General features: G+C 49.2%; 12 protein-coding genes and 1 pseudogene. 8 read left to right on the forward strand and 5 right to left on the reverse strand.

What is annotated here, in order from left to right:
* Positions 1-14: 14 nt before the first annotated feature.
* The 4 genes and pseudogenes from PRUB_RS16570 to PRUB_RS16585 form a co-directional block, all read left to right on the forward strand.
* Positions 15-857 (forward strand): annotated as a pseudogene (locus tag PRUB_RS16570) (FAD-dependent L-amino acid oxidase); the annotation flags it as partial.
* 81 nt (positions 858-938) lie between these two features.
* Complete coding sequence (locus PRUB_RS16575) at positions 939-2,729, forward strand: alpha-keto acid decarboxylase family protein (protein ID WP_010382543.1); 1,791 nt, start codon at positions 939-941, stop codon at positions 2,727-2,729.
* Between the two features lie 214 nt (positions 2,730-2,943).
* Positions 2,944-5,634, forward strand: a complete 2,691-nt coding sequence (locus PRUB_RS16580; RefSeq protein WP_010382545.1) for a PAS domain-containing hybrid sensor histidine kinase/response regulator — start codon at positions 2,944-2,946, stop codon at positions 5,632-5,634.
* Positions 5,624-5,968, forward strand: coding sequence for an Hpt domain-containing protein (locus tag PRUB_RS16585; RefSeq protein ID WP_010382547.1), 345 nt, complete (start codon positions 5,624-5,626; stop codon positions 5,966-5,968). The genes PRUB_RS16580 and PRUB_RS16585 overlap by 11 nt, the downstream gene beginning before the upstream one ends.
* A 39-nt stretch (positions 5,969-6,007) precedes the next feature.
* On the opposite strand, the gene PRUB_RS16590 is transcribed toward PRUB_RS16585, so the two are convergent.
* Positions 6,008-7,351, reverse strand: a complete 1,344-nt coding sequence (locus PRUB_RS16590) for a response regulator (RefSeq protein WP_010382549.1) — start codon at positions 7,349-7,351, stop codon at positions 6,008-6,010.
* Between the two features lie 92 nt (positions 7,352-7,443).
* Complete coding sequence (locus PRUB_RS16595; protein ID WP_010382551.1) at positions 7,444-8,817, reverse strand: MATE family efflux transporter; 1,374 nt, start codon at positions 8,815-8,817, stop codon at positions 7,444-7,446.
* Between the two features lie 179 nt (positions 8,818-8,996).
* On the opposite strand from PRUB_RS16595, the gene PRUB_RS16600 reads away from it, so the two are divergent.
* Entirely contained in the window at positions 8,997-9,719 is a 723-nt protein-coding gene (locus PRUB_RS16600) for a hypothetical protein (RefSeq protein ID WP_010382552.1), read from the forward strand.
* Here the strand turns inward: PRUB_RS16600 and PRUB_RS16605 are convergent.
* The 3 genes from PRUB_RS16605 to PRUB_RS16615 form a co-directional block, all read right to left on the reverse strand.
* Positions 9,694-10,173, reverse strand: a complete 480-nt coding sequence (locus PRUB_RS16605) for an Ntn hydrolase family protein (protein ID WP_010382553.1) — start codon at positions 10,171-10,173, stop codon at positions 9,694-9,696. The two genes, PRUB_RS16600 and PRUB_RS16605, sit on opposite strands and share 26 nt — an antisense overlap.
* A gap of 319 nt (positions 10,174-10,492) precedes the next feature.
* Complete coding sequence (locus tag PRUB_RS16610) at positions 10,493-10,960, reverse strand: winged helix-turn-helix domain-containing protein (protein WP_010382554.1); 468 nt, start codon at positions 10,958-10,960, stop codon at positions 10,493-10,495.
* A gap of 137 nt (positions 10,961-11,097) precedes the next feature.
* Positions 11,098-12,003 carry a DMT family transporter gene (locus PRUB_RS16615; protein WP_010382555.1) on the reverse strand — a complete coding sequence of 302 codons (906 nt, stop codon included), beginning with the start codon at positions 12,001-12,003 and terminating at the stop codon, positions 11,098-11,100.
* Between the two features lie 652 nt (positions 12,004-12,655).
* Between PRUB_RS16615 and pigA the strand changes: the two genes are divergently transcribed.
* The 3 genes from pigA to pigC are packed head-to-tail and all read left to right on the forward strand — an operon-like array spanning position 12,656 to position 18,485.
* Positions 12,656-13,810: a prodigiosin MBC biosynthesis dehydrogenase PigA gene (pigA, locus tag PRUB_RS16620; protein WP_010382557.1), complete on the forward strand. Its 1,155-nt coding sequence runs from the start codon at positions 12,656-12,658 to the stop codon at positions 13,808-13,810.
* Positions 13,811-13,812: 2 nt separating this feature from the next.
* Positions 13,813-15,840: a prodigiosin MAP biosynthesis oxidoreductase PigB gene (gene pigB / locus PRUB_RS16625; protein WP_010382558.1), complete on the forward strand. Its 2,028-nt coding sequence runs from the start codon at positions 13,813-13,815 to the stop codon at positions 15,838-15,840.
* A complete protein-coding gene (pigC, locus tag PRUB_RS16630) occupies positions 15,837-18,485 on the forward strand; it encodes a prodigiosin ligase PigC (RefSeq protein WP_010382559.1) in 2,649 nt (882 codons plus the stop codon). The genes pigB and pigC overlap by 4 nt, the downstream gene beginning before the upstream one ends.
* Positions 18,486-18,586 lie beyond the last annotated feature (101 nt).

Raw genomic sequence — 18,586 nt, forward strand, 5'->3', positions numbered from 1 at the left:
TCGACACCATACTGGGACGCGGCACCACCGGACGTCCTGCCGTCGAGTTTGGACCCAACTTTGCCGATCTGCCGACCGGCTCGGTATACCCATTTTATGCAGTAAACGAAGAATTGGTTGCGGCCCTGATGTATCAGGAGCGTAAAACCGAACCATCACAAAGCACCCAGGCAAAACTGGATCATATCAGCAGTGAAAAATATGAGCGCCCCGCTGCATTAACAATATATTGTGACTACCTGAACATTAATTTCTGGAGCGCGCTGCAGAATATTGGAGAGACCTATCACCACCCACACCAGGACGACTATGTCACCGATATCCCGGGTGATATCTATCCAGCATCAACCGCGGTAGTTGAACAAGCCACTAAGTTCTTCAAAGACATTTTCAATACACACTACGTCCCGGAGCCAATCCTGACCAGTGCACGGATCTGGCAAGGTGGTGTACGTTTTGATGTGCCACCAAGCCAACAATTTGGCTTTGGTGTACACCAATGGGCGGTGGGTGCTGATGACAAGCAAGTGATGGCTGAACTCACAGAGCCCCTGCCAAACCTGTTTACTTGTGGTGAAGCCTTTTCTGACTACCAGGGTTGGGTAGAAGGTGCATTGCGCTCTACCGACCTCGCACTCAAGCAAGGATTTGGACTCCAGCCGCTAAGCGAAGTGTATGAGCAAACGACACACATCAGCTCATCCGAAGCCATTAAAGTTGCCTATGAAGAAAACGCCAGCAAGCTTATCAATCAATATATTGAGCCAAACTTCTCAGCGGGTAGCGCCCCGGTTGAGAAACCATCAGAGGTTGAAAACGTGCTGGGTGTGAACCTTAGCTACTTCGACCTTAAATGATCCTGCATTGGGCACCTGTTTCAGGTGCCCTCACGACCTACAGGCAGGAGACACCTGCCAAGCTTGCCCAGGAGAGAATCTATGACTCAAATAACGCATCATTTTACAGTCGCGGACTATTTCAAAGCACGACTGGAAGAAATTGGCGTCGACCAGATGTTTGGTGTCGCCGGCAACTATACTGCGGCTTTACTCGACACCATACTGGCTGACAATCACTCACCGATTAGAATTAATGGCAATGCCAATGAAATTTGTGCCGGATTTGCTGCAGATGCATATGCCCGATTAAAAGGCCCAAGTGCTTTGTACGTTACCTACAGCGTAGGCGCATTTAGCCTGCTCAACACCATTGCCGGATCTTTCGTTGAACAGGTCCCAGTTATCCTGATAAACGGGGCTCCTACCAACAAAGAAGAGCAGATCTCAAAGAATGCCGGACTGCTCTACTCACACACCACCGGCTACGAATTTGTCGATATTCACATGTTCAGACCAGTCACCGTCGCGGCTGAACGTATCACCAATGCCAATCAGGCGCCTTATCAAATTGATTCAGCCCTGGCAGCTTTACTGTCAGAGCGCAGACCCGTGTATTTCGAAGTCAGTGAAGATGTCTGGCGGGCAGAGTGCATCAAACCTGCTCAGCCTCTTGCACTGAATAATCCAGCCAGCGTCACCGTCAGCGAAGCACAGCAGGCAGCTAAAGCAACGGTAGAGCTGATGCTTAGCCAGCCAAAAAGTATTTTTTGGGCAGGCGTAGAGCTACAACGTTTTGGCCTGCAAAATACCTTTTTGGAATTACTTGAAGTAATCAATCGCAGTCATACGGTGCCCGAAGGGCATATTCACTTTGTCACCTCTGCATTAAGTAAATCGGTTATTGCTGAAACCCACCCCTGGTTTGAAGGCTGTGTCACCATGAGTCCCTCCGAAGTAGATTCTCTGGTTGGAGAAGACGGGATTTTAGTTGGGGTTGGAGCCTGGACGACAGGCAAAGATACCGGCAATCAGGATATTCGCAGCAGCCGCACTGTGCTCGCTGCGCAAGGAGGGGTATATGTTGGTGCCAACTATTATGCCTCTGCGACCCTTAAAGATTACCTACAGTGTCTGATTGAGGAGTTCACTACACTGGCAAAGCAGCAACCCGCCAATTTAAGAGGGTTGCGTATGCAAAAACCACTGATGAAGCGCGCAACAGCGGAAGCCCAGCTAGGCTATGACAGCTTCTTTGCTACCCTCAGCCAATGGCTTGATGAAGATGATGTTCTGGTCGTAGATGCGGGCTTCCCGCTGATTGGTGCACAAAGTGTAAAAATACCAGCGCAAGATGGCTTTGTTGCTCAGGCTGCCTGGCTGTCCATCGGCTATTCTGTACCTGCCGGCACGGGAATTAAATGTGCCTTCCCGGATAAACGTGCGGTTGTTGTCGTTGGTGATGGAGCCTTCCATGAAACCTGCCAGGCCGTTGCTGACCAACATGCTTATGGACAAAACACCGTCGTGTTTGTATTGGCAAACGGTATTTACGGTATCGAGCAATACCTGGTCAACCCTAACCCTTTCCGAACACCGCCGGTTGATTATCAGGACAAACTGCTCGACACGGTCTACAGCTACAATGATTTACCAGCCTGGAAAATCGCCAATATTACCCAGGCATTTGGTGGTGAAGGACGGCGAGTGAATAACCTGAGTGAGTTAATGGCTGTGATGGAGGAGATCAGAACCGATACACACAACAATTATGTTGTAGAGGTATCTATTCCCAAAACAGATACACCTCACTCTATCAGCCTTGAGGCTAACAGTGCCGTCGGGGAAGACGAAATCGCGAACTCACAGTGGCCACCTGCCAGCAAGTTCTAAGTTATGTCAGCATTGGCCTCCGGATGCGGGGGCCAATTTCAGGGCACAGACATCATTAAGCCTACTCCCTATACGGCACTTTATTAGCATGGCTTGTGCCAGATACCTCTGAACACGCACAATGACACTTCGCCGCATTATCTGAGTCGATTTTTCCCCAATCGTCGCAAATTGGACAATAATAAAGTTAGGCATAGTCAGGCAGGGAAAAGAAATGGATATCCAGAGTTTGGATCTCGCGATACTTACCGTAAACAGTCAATGGCAAGTAATTGAATTCAACCAGGCTACAGAGACACTCCTGCAGTTGAGCAATCACAAAACGCAACCTGTTTGCTTTTTTGATCTGTGCCAAATTGCAGAACCTGGCGAAGCGGACAGTGACTTTCTCAGCCAGGCAGCGGGCAGCTCGGCGCTCGCCATCTTACCCTCAGGCGTGCGACTCAATATTATTGTCAGTAACCACCTCCGCGCTGAGACCTGCCTGATCATTAATCCAATTAGCCATCACCACCTGCCACATCTCGGTGAGCTGGCTGAACTGGCGCTACAATGTGGTGACATAGGTGTGTGGCAGGTTGATACCACCTTTGAACGCCCTTACTTTTCTCAGACTTTTTGTACACTTCTGCACAGCCCATCATTAACCGACTGGCATGATTTTACCAATTTAATTTATGAAGATGACCGTCCACTGGCACTGAGTTTCATTGAGGAACATATTCAGTCTAACGTCCGGCTAAAATTTGAATTTCGTGTATTAATAGACGCTGTACCACACTGGTTTGAACTCAGTGGCGATCAGCGCCACGGCTGCGGTGATCATCTGAGCTTGTTTGGTACCTTGCGTGAATGCACCCAGGAAAAACAAATGCTCATCCACCTCAACAGTGCCCATGAAAGTCGACGTATAGCTCTGGAAGCTGGCAAAGTCGGTACCTGGAGTGTGATCAGAAAAAACGCTCAATGGTATTGGGACTGGGACCCGCAAACCAGTTCCATCTTTGATTTGGCAGCACAAGATACCGGACGCTATGAAAAGTGGCTTGAACGTATTCACCCGCAAGACCGTGAACGTGTCTCAAATGGACTCAAAGAAGCCCTTGAAAGCGGCAATGATTTTGAACAGGTATTTCGGGCTACCCTGCCTAGTAACGAGGAGTTGCACATATTCGCCAAAGGCGTGGTTGCTCAGGATGATTATGGCAACAATTATCGCCTTGATGGTGTTTGTGTCGATCAATCCGAAGTGTATCGTGCCAACATGGAGCTTTCCAAATTAAATGCCGAGCTTGAAACACGCGTCAAAGCCCGCACATCAGATCTGAAATGTGCTGTTACTAAAGCTGAGCGCGCAAGTCGCGCAAAATCTGACTTTTTAGCGATGATGAGCCATGAGCTGAGAACACCGATGAATGCCATTATCGGCTCACTAGAGCTGCTCTCACTGCAAAAGCATGATCCTGAAGAGATGGAGCTGCTCGAAACCGCATCCGTCTCCGCTAAGAATCTGGTCGACATTCTGAATGATATTCTGGATATCAACAAGATAGAAGCAGGCAAGTTAGAGTTAGAGTTTAGGGAATTTGATATTTCAAAAACGCTGCATAATGTACTGCTGACCTTTGCCTCCAATGCCGAAAAGCGCCATGTCAGTCTCAAGGTCGTTGAGTCACAGCAGCTGCCCACGATGCTTTACTGCGACGAAAACCGGATCCGTCAGGTACTCTTCAACCTCCTCAGCAATGCCATTAAGTTCAGTGGTCCCCCAGCCAAAGGCAGCGGTAATGTCGTCATTGAAGTGGATTGGCAGATCCAAAGTCACAGTCAGGGCGAGCTCTGTATTTTAGTGAAAGACAATGGTATCGGTATTGATGAAAAGACCCAGAGAAAGCTCTTTCACCCCTTTACCCAGGCCGATAAATCAACCACCCGGGTGTATGGTGGAACGGGCCTGGGGCTGGCCATTTCGCGGCAAATCATTAACCTGATGGGCGGACGCATAGGACTAAAAAGTAAAGTGGATCGCGGCAGTATTTTCAGAGTCAGTATTCCGATCCACCGATTCTCACATCACTGCGACACAGCTTTATTCCAGGACATTTATATCACGCCCGCTCACCTTAATCCGCCAGAGTCATATCCATATTCAGTACTGGAAGGGTTAGCAGTACACCTGCACCAGGTGGACTTAGAACAACTGCCTCCGCCTGATTCGGACAAGGCATTAATATGCTGCTTTATTCTTTCAGAACAGGACCTTGTGCAATTAGGTGACTACCAGGAAACACTTAAAACACACAGGGTATTAATCTGCCACCAAAGTAGTTTTACCGAACAACTGAAAAACTTGCTACCAGATGCAACGTTTCTGAATATTGATCTGACAACCCGCTATGGCATCACGCGTCAGGCGATGCATCTACTTACTTATACAGCAGATCAACAAGCTATTTCGAATGTTCCCCTGCCAGCGGTTCCCGGCAGCACACATGCAGGTACTGACGAACCGGGTACGGTAAGGGACCTTCGTCCGGGTATTCTGCTGGTTGAAGACAACACTTTTAATCAAAACTTAATGGTCAAACAGCTGGCGAAGTTAGGCTACACCTGCACACTCGCAGAAAACGGCCAAGAGGGGTTTGAAAGCTGGCGTCAGGAAGAGTTCAAATTGATCCTCACCGATTGCCACATGCCGGTTGTTGACGGGTATGAGATGGCGAAGCGTATTCGCCAGACCGAAAAGCAGCTGGCGCTCAAGGCCATTCCAATTGTGGCAGTGACTGGCGCAGCGATTAAAAATGAATTAGAAAACTGCCACTTGTACGGCATTAATGATTGCATTGGCAAGCCCGTTCAGCTCGAACGTTTTAAAACCGTCATAGAGAAATGGTATGGAAAGTAACAACGCACAGCTAACCAGACTGAATCAACAAACGCTGATAGATTTGATTGGCGAAGACTTGCCCACCATAGCAAAATTTCAGCGCGACTTTGTCACTCAGGCCGAGTCCAGTTGCAAGCTATTCTTAAGCGCCTACAGCAACGCAGCTTATCCAGAGCTAAAGGAACATGCGCATTTTCTTAAAACATCTGCCCGGGCCATAGGCGCAGAGCGGTGCAGTGAATACCTGGCTCAGCTCGAAGAGGCAGCCCTGTCAGCCGACCGTCAACATTGTCGCTCGCTGTTGATCAATATAGCGCAGGAAGTCAAAGCCCTTAACGCGTTGATTAATTAACCCAGCTCACACAACGTGACATGCGATCTCGGCAGAGGATCAGGCACATTCCGTGCCTAACAGCTTGTTTACCGCATCCAGAATACTGCGCTTGGTTGATGGCTTCACAATATAGCCACCGAGACCCAGCGAAGCCCATTTCCGGATCAGGTCTTTGTTACGGTTACTGGTGAGCGCCACAATGGGTATGCCACGGCAATGTTCAATAGCCCGGACATTTTTTGTGGTATTGTAGCCATCCAGGCCCGGCATAAATAAGTCCATGAAAATCATATCATAGCGATGCTTTCTCAGCTCTTTGATTGCGGCCAGTCCGTTTTCCATGCCATCGACCGAAAACCCCTGTTCACGCAGTATGCCTGAGATCATCTCGCGATAGATTTCATTGTCTTCAACTATCATGATCCGTTTATCTCTGGGCATCACAGGCTCAGACACCTGCGCAGCATCGAAGGCATGCGCAGCATCAAAGCCATGACCATGATCTGAGTGGTCGCCATGATGATCCTCAGAACCATGAGGCTGTGCACCGGATTCATGTACCTCATGCTCATGTGACTCTGGCTCATGCTCAACACGGGCCCGCTCAGCATGTTCTAGCGCTTCTTTGTGCGCACCACCATGGTCCAGAACCGACGAAAATACCGATGCCTGTGAGCCATTGAACATGTCGACAAGCTCATTGAGGGTAAAGTGACTGTCATTAAGTTGCTGCGTGATCTGTTGGATGTCTTTGATCAACTGCTGCTGCAACATGTCCAGTAAAGGCAAGACATGTTTTTCTTTTAGCTGCTGTAACATTTGCGCTTTTATTTCGTCGTCTTCTTGCGCTTCGTTTAATGATGCTCTGGCTTGCAGGAAAGACTGCTCAGTGTTAACCCGATAGTTAGCCGCCTGATCAATCAATTGTTTCAGCCCGTTATCTATTCGGCCAAAGTGCTCTTCTTTTAGTTCAGTAATCTGCTGAGTGTCTTCCGCTTGCTGCAAGATATTATGTAAGATCATCCTGAGCCGATAATTTTCATACATAGGTTTAAAGACAAAGTAGTCATTAAATATGTCTTTGATACAGCACCGAAAGGCAACCCCCGATTCTTTATTTTCGCATAACAAAATACTCTTATGCGGATAATCTAGCACGCCCCTGCGCGCCAAAGCACTGTATGACTCAATGCTCGCCTTAACATGCAGCATAGCAAAAATAAGCACAGGCGGTTTGCCCGCTTGGATCACTTTATGAGCATCGTGTGTGCCCTCTAACGTTCTGAGCGCCGTAACCTGAGAACTGATAACTTTGCAAACACCCACCATTTCGTGCGCATCATCACAAATCATGATTACTTTTGGATGTCGCTCTCCATAATCCACCTCACCTTTATGCATACTTGTCTCCTGAGCCTCGGTGACCATCAATTCATTGACTGCACTTTAAGGATAGTCCAAGCAGAAGTGTTTATGCTAATGCCTCTGCACGGTTAACTGCGCACAGGCGGTGGCATTATTTCGGCTTCGCTTAGCGCCAGTTTTTTATGCATTTCTCGACGCAACAGCCAATAGCTGATCACAGCCTGACAATACACAGTCGAAACAGAAAATACCCAGATCTGCTCGATTTCAAAGTCTTGCTGCCCTGCCAGCCAGACAACTGGCACTGCAAACAGCACAAACCGACTGGCGGTACTGTATAACGCCGGCCAGGTATTACCCAACGCCTGAAACATACCTGAGGCCGTAAAGGTGTAACCCGCAGGGACAAAATTAAAACAGACATATCCTAAAAACGTCGCGGCAACCAAAATGACCTGAGGCTCATCGCTAAATGGAGCAAAAAACCAGCTTGCATTAATCAGACAGCCCAGGGTAAGTATGGCCATCAGCGCACAGGTCAGTAAACTGGTATAGCGGTAGGTTTGCTGTACCCGGTCATATTTACCAGCAGCATAGTTTTGGGCTGCGATTGCAGGAGCAGCAAATGCAACGGCCATAACGGGTAAGAAAAGCACTTGCATGATCCGGACACCCAATCCAAACCCAGCCTGTGCACTTGCAGCAAACTGACTAAGCGCCCAGTAAATCACTGACATGTACATAAAAGTAAGTAAAAACTCACCACCTGACGGTAAGCCCAGATTAATAACCTGGAGGATCCGCTTACGATCGGGGAGCAGCGCCCTATTCGGCAAAGACAGATAATCGACTTTTCTGATGAAGTACCACAGCGTCATCACCATAGCACCGAGCGCAGACAGAGAGCTGGCTAACCCAGCCCCTGTCACGCCCAGGGCATTGCCGGTGCCCCAGCCGGATATCAAAATGGGCGACAAAATAATATTCAGGACCACCGCCAACATCGAAATCAGCATAACGGGCTTAACAACACCCGCTCCGCGCAGTGCCGCCGCCATAACGGTGAGCCCAAACTGTAGTAATAGAGCGGGCAGAAACCAGTAAAAATAGTCTGTTGCGGCTTGGCGAGTCGCGGCATCAGGCGTCATGAACTCAAAAAACAGATGCCCAAATACATAGCCAAGTACGGCAAACGCCGCAGTGCAAAACGCGGCAATCAACATACTCTGATGGAATAAAGCGTTGGCCTCCGCGCGATCCTTTCTGCCAACCGCATGGGCCACTAAAGTACCACAGCCAATATTTAAAACCTGAGTCAGGGCCATAATAAAAAAGAACACACTGCCCGCATTACTCACGCCTGCCAGCGCCGTTGCCCCCAGCGCACCAACAAAATACAGATCTACCAAAAAATACAGCATCTGGATAAACATGCCAATCGCCATCGGAACGGCCATAGTAATAAGGTGTGTAACGATTTTCCCCTGAGTCAGATCCTTCATTAAAGTCATTCCTGTATGATTAATTTATTCATTGTACCGTTTATTTTTAACGCGTCATCGACTATTTTGTGTTTCATTTGGTACGGAAAAAGCGTAACAGGCACACAATGTCACCGTCATATCTATACACACGATGAGTATGTGGCATACTGAAAGCCCTGTTAATAAAGGTAATATTTATGGCAACGCACACGAGCAAAGAGCACACATCTCCAGATATCACTGTTGCAGTAACAGACATGATCCAGGCGATACGCAGCCATAATCTTGAGCGCATTAAACAATGCTATGAGCAAGCCACTGACACCCAACGCACGGCGCAACTCAGGCACTGTTTTGAAGCCGCCAGCAGCCACACATCAAACTACGAACATTACCAAAATATCGCAGCCCACTGTATCAGTCAGCATGGTCTGCCTGCGGGTGTGATTGCGGGGCTCAATACCACAGAGCGGGTCGACTTTTTTATGCCAGCACTGCAGGCTGCGAGTGCCTTTAACGCAACTAATCATCAGGGCAATACATTTTTGCACTGCCTGTTTGCCAACCCCGCTAACCCGCTTCCCCCGTTTAATTACATTCGCTCTTTGCTCTTATTTGAGCGCAATGAGTCTTTGGCCGAAGCATTAGTCATACGCAATCACCAGGGATTCAATGCACTGGAAGCTTATTTGAGTTTCAATCCACAACACAGCGCGCTCCCCCAGCATGAGCTGACTGCCTGGCTGGCGTTATGTGAGGCTCTGCGCAAATTAGGCGGGGTAAACAATGATAACCTGACTAAAGTGATGACTCACCTGAATGGCCCAAACATGGCAGGATTGTCAGGCAATCAGCATCGCCTCACGCTCATCGCCAGTTATTACCAGGTGTCAGTTAGTTCACTATCAACGATGAATTAGACTTGACTGGCGTACGCAGCCAAAGAGCTCGTTCATCATGGCGGTAAGTCATGACCGTGCCCCCACTGGACTTGTCCCGCAGGCAGGCATACTCCACGGCCTCAAATGCCGAGCGGCCAAAGTCCATGGCGGCGATTGCCCAGTTAGCACCACTGCCAATTGCCCAGTTTAACGACAAAGGTTCCAGAAAACGGCGGCCATGGCGGATCTCACCAAAAAACACTGCCCCTTCATCATCAACGAAAAAGAAGGTACAGGTGATTTTATCAAATTGATTATCGTGCCAGTGAGTCAACAAATGTTCAATTTCGGCGCAATTACCGGATGCAAACACAAAGCCATCTTCTACGCGTTGGCACTTACGTGTTGCCCAGGACACAATAGTTTGGCTGGTCGAAGTGAGACTGTCTGTGCAGATGGTTTTAGAGTCATGATGGTAGGCGATGGTTGTCAAAAGCGCTCCTTAGTGACGTTCCTTCAATTCAAAATAACCCAAACTTATTGTTAAGACCGGGCCTTTTTGACCTGATAATCACAATAAATTGCTGAATATCCGATTTAAACGTCAATATAAAGAGAGAAAAGTTAATACAAGATTAACAACCAAGACTTCATCGAAGTGGGTCGCCAGCAATTGACCTCACCAACAGAGAGCTTAGGCACAGTCATGCCAGCCTGACATAAGCACACTTTGAGGCTTCAATGAGCAAGTCTCACCAGCATGAAACGTCGCCACGCAGCGCATACTATCTAAGGTAAAGCGTAAGTCAGGCTTAAACCATCAAAGCAACGACACCGGCACCGATAATCAAAGCAGCCAAAGGCGCCAACCATTTCCAGGGCAAGCTCTGCGCTTCTTCTGAACCCTGTTCAGTGCTTGTCACGTTCGGTGCAGTAACAGGTTGAACTTGTTGTTGCTCTGCCTCGGGTTGGGCTTCAACGGGCTCGGATGGCTGTACTGGCAGTTGCCACTGATAACCTTTCTTGGAGAAAGTCTTAATCGCATCATCACCAAACAGCGCCCGCAAGTGGCCAATATTCTGAAATACCACTTGCTCAGTGACTGTTCTGCCTGGCCATACATGCTCTAGGATCTCAGCTTTACTATAGATCTTCTGTGGATCAGACAAAAACAGCCCCAGCAACATGGCTGGCTTTTCTTTGATACTTATTTTTCGACCTTGTTTTGACAATGCCAGATTCTGGCAGTCAAACTCGAAATCTTGGAATGTTAACTTCATCGTCCTTCAGCTTTATAATTATAATAATTGTCACATTACAGGGAGCACACGACCATCAGATTAACGACATGTCCCTGGTGTTAGTTCAACAAGCTTAACATGTTCCCAACCTCGGATCAGTACCCCAATGTAACGATTTATAACAATTGCCTTCTCAGCTTATTCGTCAGACTTGCCCAACCGCTATCACCAAACTGAAACACTGCCAGACTTACCATAATCACGGACGCCCCAATCAGTAAAGTCAGTGTGATCTGTTCATTGTTGATCCAGGCACCTAACAGCATGGCAAATCCCGGCGTGATCAAAGTGGTTAAAGCAACCGTGCTGGCCTTAAGTTTCTGCAACACGTGAAAATAAGCGATAAACCCAACCAAAGAGCCAAAGACACTCAGATACACAGTGGCCAAAACGGCGCTAAGTTGCCAGTTCTGCGTATTCAATTGACCATCGCTGAACCACCACACCAAACCAAACATAGGTGTTACCAGTAATAATGCGCCAAAGGTAGAAGCCAGTGGATGGATCGCCAGTTGCACGCGTTTTATCATCACACCACTGAGACTAAAACAGCTCACGGCCCCAAGCACATATATCAAGCCTTGGGGTGCCAGGGCCAACTCATTGAGTTGTGACATACAAACAAGATACAAACCAACCATAGACAAAGCTAACCCAAGCCACTTCACAATACTAAAACTGGCTTCTCTCAGTAGCCGCTGTGCCAGCAACCCGGATAGCACAGGTGCAAGGCCAAATATCAGAGAGATCACACCCGATGGTACGGTTTGTGCGGCGAGGTAACTCAATAACATACCGCCAAAAATACCCAAGCTTGAATAGCTATATAACGCCCAGGCCTGCCTGGAAACGGGAACCCGGTAACGACCAATCAACACGATGATAAAACACAACACCAGGGCGATGGCCATGCGCAAGAAAACACTCAGCGTTGGTGACATACCCGCGCTGCTGATCACAATGCCCAACGGCGTCGTGGACCAGATGATGATAACCAAAATGTAAGATGCCTGAACTGGCATGATGAACTCCCCAAATCGGGGCAGTATAAGAGGCTGGAAATACACAATGATGACTAACCGCTGATACTGCCGCGGTTAGTAAGAGACCCCTACAAACCGCAGACAGCACGCCACACACAGGCCAAATTATTCAGCCAGGTAGTGAGCGATGTAGACACGGTCATCAGAGTCATGAATTTCTTCTTATTTGTTAATGAACAACCTTTGTATCATGCCAGATACCAAAGTCAATGGCTGACACCTGAAAATTATTATCCGCCGACAATTTTGCCAATCACGGTGACAAAAAGTCAGCCTCCCACGTTTGTACACACTCAAAGCCCGGAATACCCCTGCAGAGCAAATTTCACTCGTTTCACTAATGGCACCACAGTTAAAAAAGTACAAACCAAACAATAATTTAACAATAAAAGTTTACAACCAGGTTCTGACCCTGTTATAAATACAAATGTCAAATTCAAAAAATAACCTTAAAAAACATATTGTTGAACCATTTACCATAAAACCATGTAGAAAATGTGAACCACAAAATTAAAACTTAAATAAAACATTTAAAAAACACAAGTTAACAGGATTGACAGGTACATTAACAAGTCTCCATAATAGCGTTTAATGCAAAAGCAGTATTTCAACCAACTCAAAGTGCAATATTATGGATTTTAAGCTTTCCGACTATCAAACCGAGTTATACGATTCCTCGCTTCGCTTTGCTTCTGAGGTGCTCGACAAGGATGCACATCAGCGCCAGCGCAATCATCACTTCGCACCTGAGCTTTGGCAGCAGGCTGCTCAGTTTGGCTTCACCGGGCTGGCAGTAGACGAAGCCTATGGCGGTGCAGATCTGGGGGCACTCAACACCATGTTAATGGTGGAGGCGCTGGGCAAAGGCAGCCGCGATCTCGGTTTGTCATTCTCGCTGTGCGCTCATCTGTTTGCCTGCGTGATGCCCCTCGCACGTTTCGCAAGTGACCAATTAAAGCAGGACTTTCTTGAACCGCTGGTTGCAGGAAAATTAATTGCAGCCAATGCGGCAACCGAGCCAGGGGCAGGTTCAGATATCTACAGTATGAAAACAACCGCCGTTAAAGAAGCGGGTGGTTACCGGCTTAATGGTCAGAAAACCTACATCACCAATGCGCCCGTTGCCGACGTATTCGTGGCCTATGCACGAACCAACCCTGACCACGGCTTTATGGGGGTTTCCGCTTTCATCATTCCCAAAGACACGGCTGGTCTGTCAACCGGTGCCAGTCAATCCAAAGACTGTCTCGCCAGCTGCCCGATGGGGGACGTGTTTTTTGACAATGTGTTTGTCAGCGAATCACAGCGCATCGGCTTTGAAGGGGCCGGCGGTGCTATCTTTCATGACTCAATGATCTGGGAAAAAGGCTGTCTGTTTGCCCTGTTTGTCGGTGCCCTGGACAGGTTACTTGAGAGCACACTGAGCTATGCCACTGAACGCAAACAGTTTGGTAAAAAAATCGGTCATTTTCAGTCCGTGTCTAACCGCATTATTGACATCAAACTGCGCCTAGAGCAGTGTCGCTTGATGCTCTATCGCGCTGGCTGGAAATACGACCAGGGACAAGATGCTGAGATTGACATTGCTATGAGCAAGCTGTTGATTTCGGATTACGCCGTCCAGTCTTCACTGGATGCCATTGCCACTTTTGGTGGCGCTGCAATCGATGCTGATATGGGAGTTGTCCAGGTACTCCTGGATACGTTGCCCAGCCGCATTTTCTCCGGCACCAATGATATTCAACGCGAGATCATCGCCCGAAAACTTGGCTTAAGAGGAGCCTGAACATGCTAGTTCAACGGATCTTTGCAGTACTCTATATGCTGGCCGGACTGGCCAAAGCATTTCCACAATTAGAAAATGTCCCCGACATTCTGCGTCAGGCAGCCGCAGCTAACCAGGGCACCTGGTACGCAGGACTCAGCAATCTGCTCGCGCAGCATGGCGAAATCACCAATGTCGTTGTTGCAGTTGTATTATTTGGTTCAGGTCTGGTTTTATGGCTCAACCCTCGCTGGACGCGCTTTGTTATCTACGGCCAGCTTGCCATGATGGCAGTCTTCATCACCATACTACACCGCTCTCAGCCACAAGTGATCCCGCTGGATGCCATTTTTATCATTGCTGCACTGGCGATGTTACGTCAGCAATTTCGCCGTACGGGTTCTAAACGTGTATTTGCCAGCCAGGATTTTGCCAAACCCAAAGCACAAGCAAAGTCACCCGACAAACCTAAGCTGGCAGATGAGTATGACGTGATCATCATAGGTGCGGGTGTCTCAGGCCTGACCGCTGCCAGCGAATTTACCAAAGAGCGTATACTGGTACTGGAAAAAAGCCCCACCTTCGGCGGCAATGCGCGCTGTAACAATCATCGCTCACTCTCTCATCCGATTGCCGGGGTGTGTTTCCAACAACCCGTGCCTGGATCGGATATGGATCAATTACTGACTAAACTGGGCCTGCAAAATAAATTTAAAAGCAATGCTGAAGATACCTTAGTTTTCTTCGATACGATTCTACTGCTCAAGTGCCTCAATGAGATCACTTTAGGCTTTATAAAATTTCCCAGCTATTTGCTCAAGCCATCCGTGTGGGGGTTAACAGGCCAGCTGCTGCTGAACGCCTTAATTGGCAAGCCTTATGTTGTCGCCGCCAAGCAACTGGGCGATCCTATTTTCGCCGATCTGTATCAGTTTCTTGACGGGTTTGCCGCCACGACGGATCGCTTCCCACAGGTGCCCTGGCATGAACAAAGTGGCTGGAGCAAAGAAGAAATGGTGCAGCTGGACAACCTGTCTTTATACAGTTACCTGTTCGAGCCAGAAAAAACCGCGTCATTCCCAGCGCATTTACAACCGCCTCGCAAACTCGGCAAGCTGGTTGAAAATGCGGTAACCACCACGCTCAGAGTGGAGTGTCTGGATATCCATGAAGTTTCGGCCTACGTAGGCCTTCACTTTCTCGTTGGTTACCTGCGCGGCAATTTAGTCACCCTGCCAGGCGGCAATGGTCATGTCAGTGAAGCATTAGTTGCCCACCTGAGCAAACAATCCAATATCACACTGCTTAGCGATGTAGAGCTGACCAACCTGGACAATACCGAAGCGAGCGTACAACTGACCGCAAAAGTACAACACCATAATATTTCGGTCAAAGCCAAAAAGCTGATTTGGGCCGCGCCCAAGCATCATGTGACAGACTGGCTCCCAACGCTCCCGGAAACCCAGGTCAAGGCCATCAAAGCCATCCGTCACGAAGATTATTATCTCGCCAATGCACTGTTATCACGCCCGGTGCTGAGCCATTCCTTTGGCGGTTACCTGATTGAACCTGAGCGCCCAACCCAACCGTACGCCTGGTGCAAAACAGGCACCTGTCTGGTCGCTAACTGGATGGACAGCGATAGCCGCAGTGAAGGCGGTGTGCTGACCTTACTCAAACCAACCACACGCAAGGAACGTCAAGGGCGCACAGCAGAAAACGACTTTACAGGATTGCAGCAGCAGACATACCGCGAAGTCTCACTGATGTTAAACAATATCGGTGTTGACCCACGCATAGTCGAAGACGTTCAGATCTGGTACTGGCCTGACGCCTTGATCACTTCAGTCATTGGACAACAGGCCAGCGGTCTGTTTCAAAGTGCCTCACAGCCGCATTTTAGCGTGCACTTTGCCAACCAGGACAGCGTTGGGATCGGTAACCTTGAAAGTGCCATCTTTGCTGGCAAACAGGCTGCGACACAAATTAAACGCGCATTACAACATACGGATACAAGCGCCATGTCGCGCAATAAGGAGACGGTATCATGAGCCAATCACTCGTCGTCGCCCTCAGTGGCAACGAACAACTGGAATTAGGTCACTTAGGCGGCAAAGGCCACTCACTGAATCACTTGATCCGTGCAGGGCTGCCTGTCCCACCCGCTTTTTGCATCACAGCAGAGGCCTATCAGACCTTTGTTAACACCGCATTGCCGGATGACTTGCTCAGTGCACCTGAGCTGGATAAAGTGCGCGATACTATCCTCAGTGCCGATATTCCTGAGCAGCTACGTACCGCCATCGCATCGGCCTATCAGGGACTGGGTGACAATGCACAAATAGCCGTTCGTTCGTCCGCCCTGGACGAAGATGGCCAGAGCCAGAGTTTTGCTGGTCAGTACGAAACTTACCTGCATGTGCAGGGCAATGACAGTGTGATGGAAAAAGTGCGCGCATGCTGGGCTTCCTTGTGGGCAGAACGTGCAGCCGGATATCGCAACAGCAGTGCTGCGGATACCGCCATTGCTGTGGTGCTGCAAACCATGGTGGATGCCGATGCAGCCGGCGTCATGTTCACTCAGGACCCGCTCAGTGGCGATACCAATAAAGTGGTCATTGATAGCTGCTGGGGTCTGGGCGAAGGGGTGGTATCCGGGCAAGTGAGCACCGACAGCTTTATCCTCGACAAAGACAGCGGTGAGCTGTTGCAACAGGAGATCCGCGTTAAGCCCCAATATTGTCAGCGCAACGCACAAGGTCAGGTTACCTTGTTGAATACTCCACAGGCGCAACAGCAGTCAGCCAGTCTGAACGAAGCTCAGCTCGCACAGTTGCTCACTTTGGCTAAGCAGGCACAGGCACTCTATCAAACCGAACTGGACATTGAGTGGGCTCTTAAGGACGACAAGATCTGGCTACTCCAGGCGCGCCCGGTCACTACCCAGGCCAGTAAAGCAGAACCCATTTATGCGAACCCCTGGGAACAGGACCAGCGTGTGAAAGACGGGGCATTCTTTTCTCGGATGGACACCGGTGAAATCGTCACCGGACTCATGACCCCACTCGGCCTGTCATTTTGTGAGTTTTATCAAAAGCACATTCATGGCCCGGCCATCAAAACCATGGGCCTGGCTGACATCAGCGACTGGCAAGTTTACATGGGCTACATTCAGGGTCAGGTATATTTGAATATCTCCGGCTCCGCGCACATGCTGCGCCAGTGCCCCCCCACCCGGGATGAGATGAAATTTACCACCCGCTACGCCACGTCAGATATCGATTTCAGTAACTACCGTAACCCTTATGGGCCAGGAGTTGAGGGCTGGGATTATGCGAAAAGTGCCTGGCACTGGTTAAAACAGCAAGTCCACAATATGCGCAATGCCGGTAAAATTGTGGATGAGATGATTGCGCTGCGCGAAAGCGAAACGAAGCGCTTTTTGGCGCTGGATTTGCCCAGTATGTCACTCAGCGAGCTGGACCAAGAGCTGACCCGAATCGACACCTACTTTTTGGACTCCTGCGCCGCTTACATGCCTTTCTTCTTACAGTCGTTTGCACTGTACGATGCACTGGCCGAAACCTGTGAAGAACACTTCAAAGATCAAGGCGAAGGGCTTCAGAATCGCATCAAAGCCTCGATGAACAATCTGCGGACCATAGAAGTGACACGGGGGATCCTGGATCTCGTCGAACAGGTTCAGAGTAACCCTGAACTCAAAGCCGTGTTTGAACGATTTGAGGCTGAAGAACTGGTAAGCATCCTCCCCGCACATCCGCTGGGACAACCATTCTGGCAAGGGCCATTTGAAGCCTTTTTACTCGAATTTGGCGCCCGTGGCCGTCAGGAGTTTGAATTGAGCATTCCCCGCTGGCGTGACGATCCCAGCTATTTGTTACAGGTCATGAAAATGTATCTGAAACACCCGGTCGACCTGGAGAAAAAGCTCAAAGAGACCGAAAGTTTGCGCGAAGCCGACAGTGAGCAACTCTTTAAGGCTTTACCCGCCGGTGCGCGTTTTAAACTTAAGACCATTATCAAACTGTATGGGGTGATGGCAGAACGCCGTGAAGCGACTCGTCCTACCTTCATTACGGAGACCTGGTTCTATCGCTGCATCATTCTTGAAGTGCTGTCGCGCCTGGAACGAGACAACCTGGCGAAAGTTGCCGACTTGCCCTATATCGATTTCAATCGTCTGCGTGATTATGTCGCCGGACGCATGGGAGCGGCTGAGGCGTTCAGCGAATCCCTGCTCAATGCCAATCGCCACAGTCACTTGTTCAACTTGCATGCTGAAGAGCCCCCCATGGCAATCATTGGCCCATACACGCCAAAAATGAAGGCCACGGCACAAACACACAGCGATTCAATGAGTGGCCTGGCCGCCAGTCCCGGCAAGATAGTCGCCAAGGCACGGGTTATCACCGATCTGCAAGCACAAGCTGGAGATCTGGAGCCTGGAGAAATTTTGGTCGCACGCTTTACCGATGCCAGCTGGACGCCTTTATTTGCACTCGCCAGCGGGGTTGTTACGGACATCGGATCCACGCTATCGCACAGCTGTATTGTGGCGCGTGAATTTGGCATCCCGGCAGTTGTGAACTTACACAGTGCAACCCAGGCGATTAAAAGCGGCGACACGCTGATCCTCGACGGAGATCAGGGCACAGTGATCATTCAGCGGGAATAATCTAATCCATCGCGGGCCACAGGCCCGCATCCCAACATTCAACTTAACAATACAACGGCAAGTAGCGTGCTGCCGCCGTTGCGGGTCGTTGCGTGCAGTTT

Origin of the sequence: Pseudoalteromonas rubra, from assembly GCF_000238295.3 — a bacterium.
Taxonomy (GTDB): Bacteria; Pseudomonadota; Gammaproteobacteria; order Enterobacterales; family Alteromonadaceae; genus Pseudoalteromonas; species Pseudoalteromonas rubra.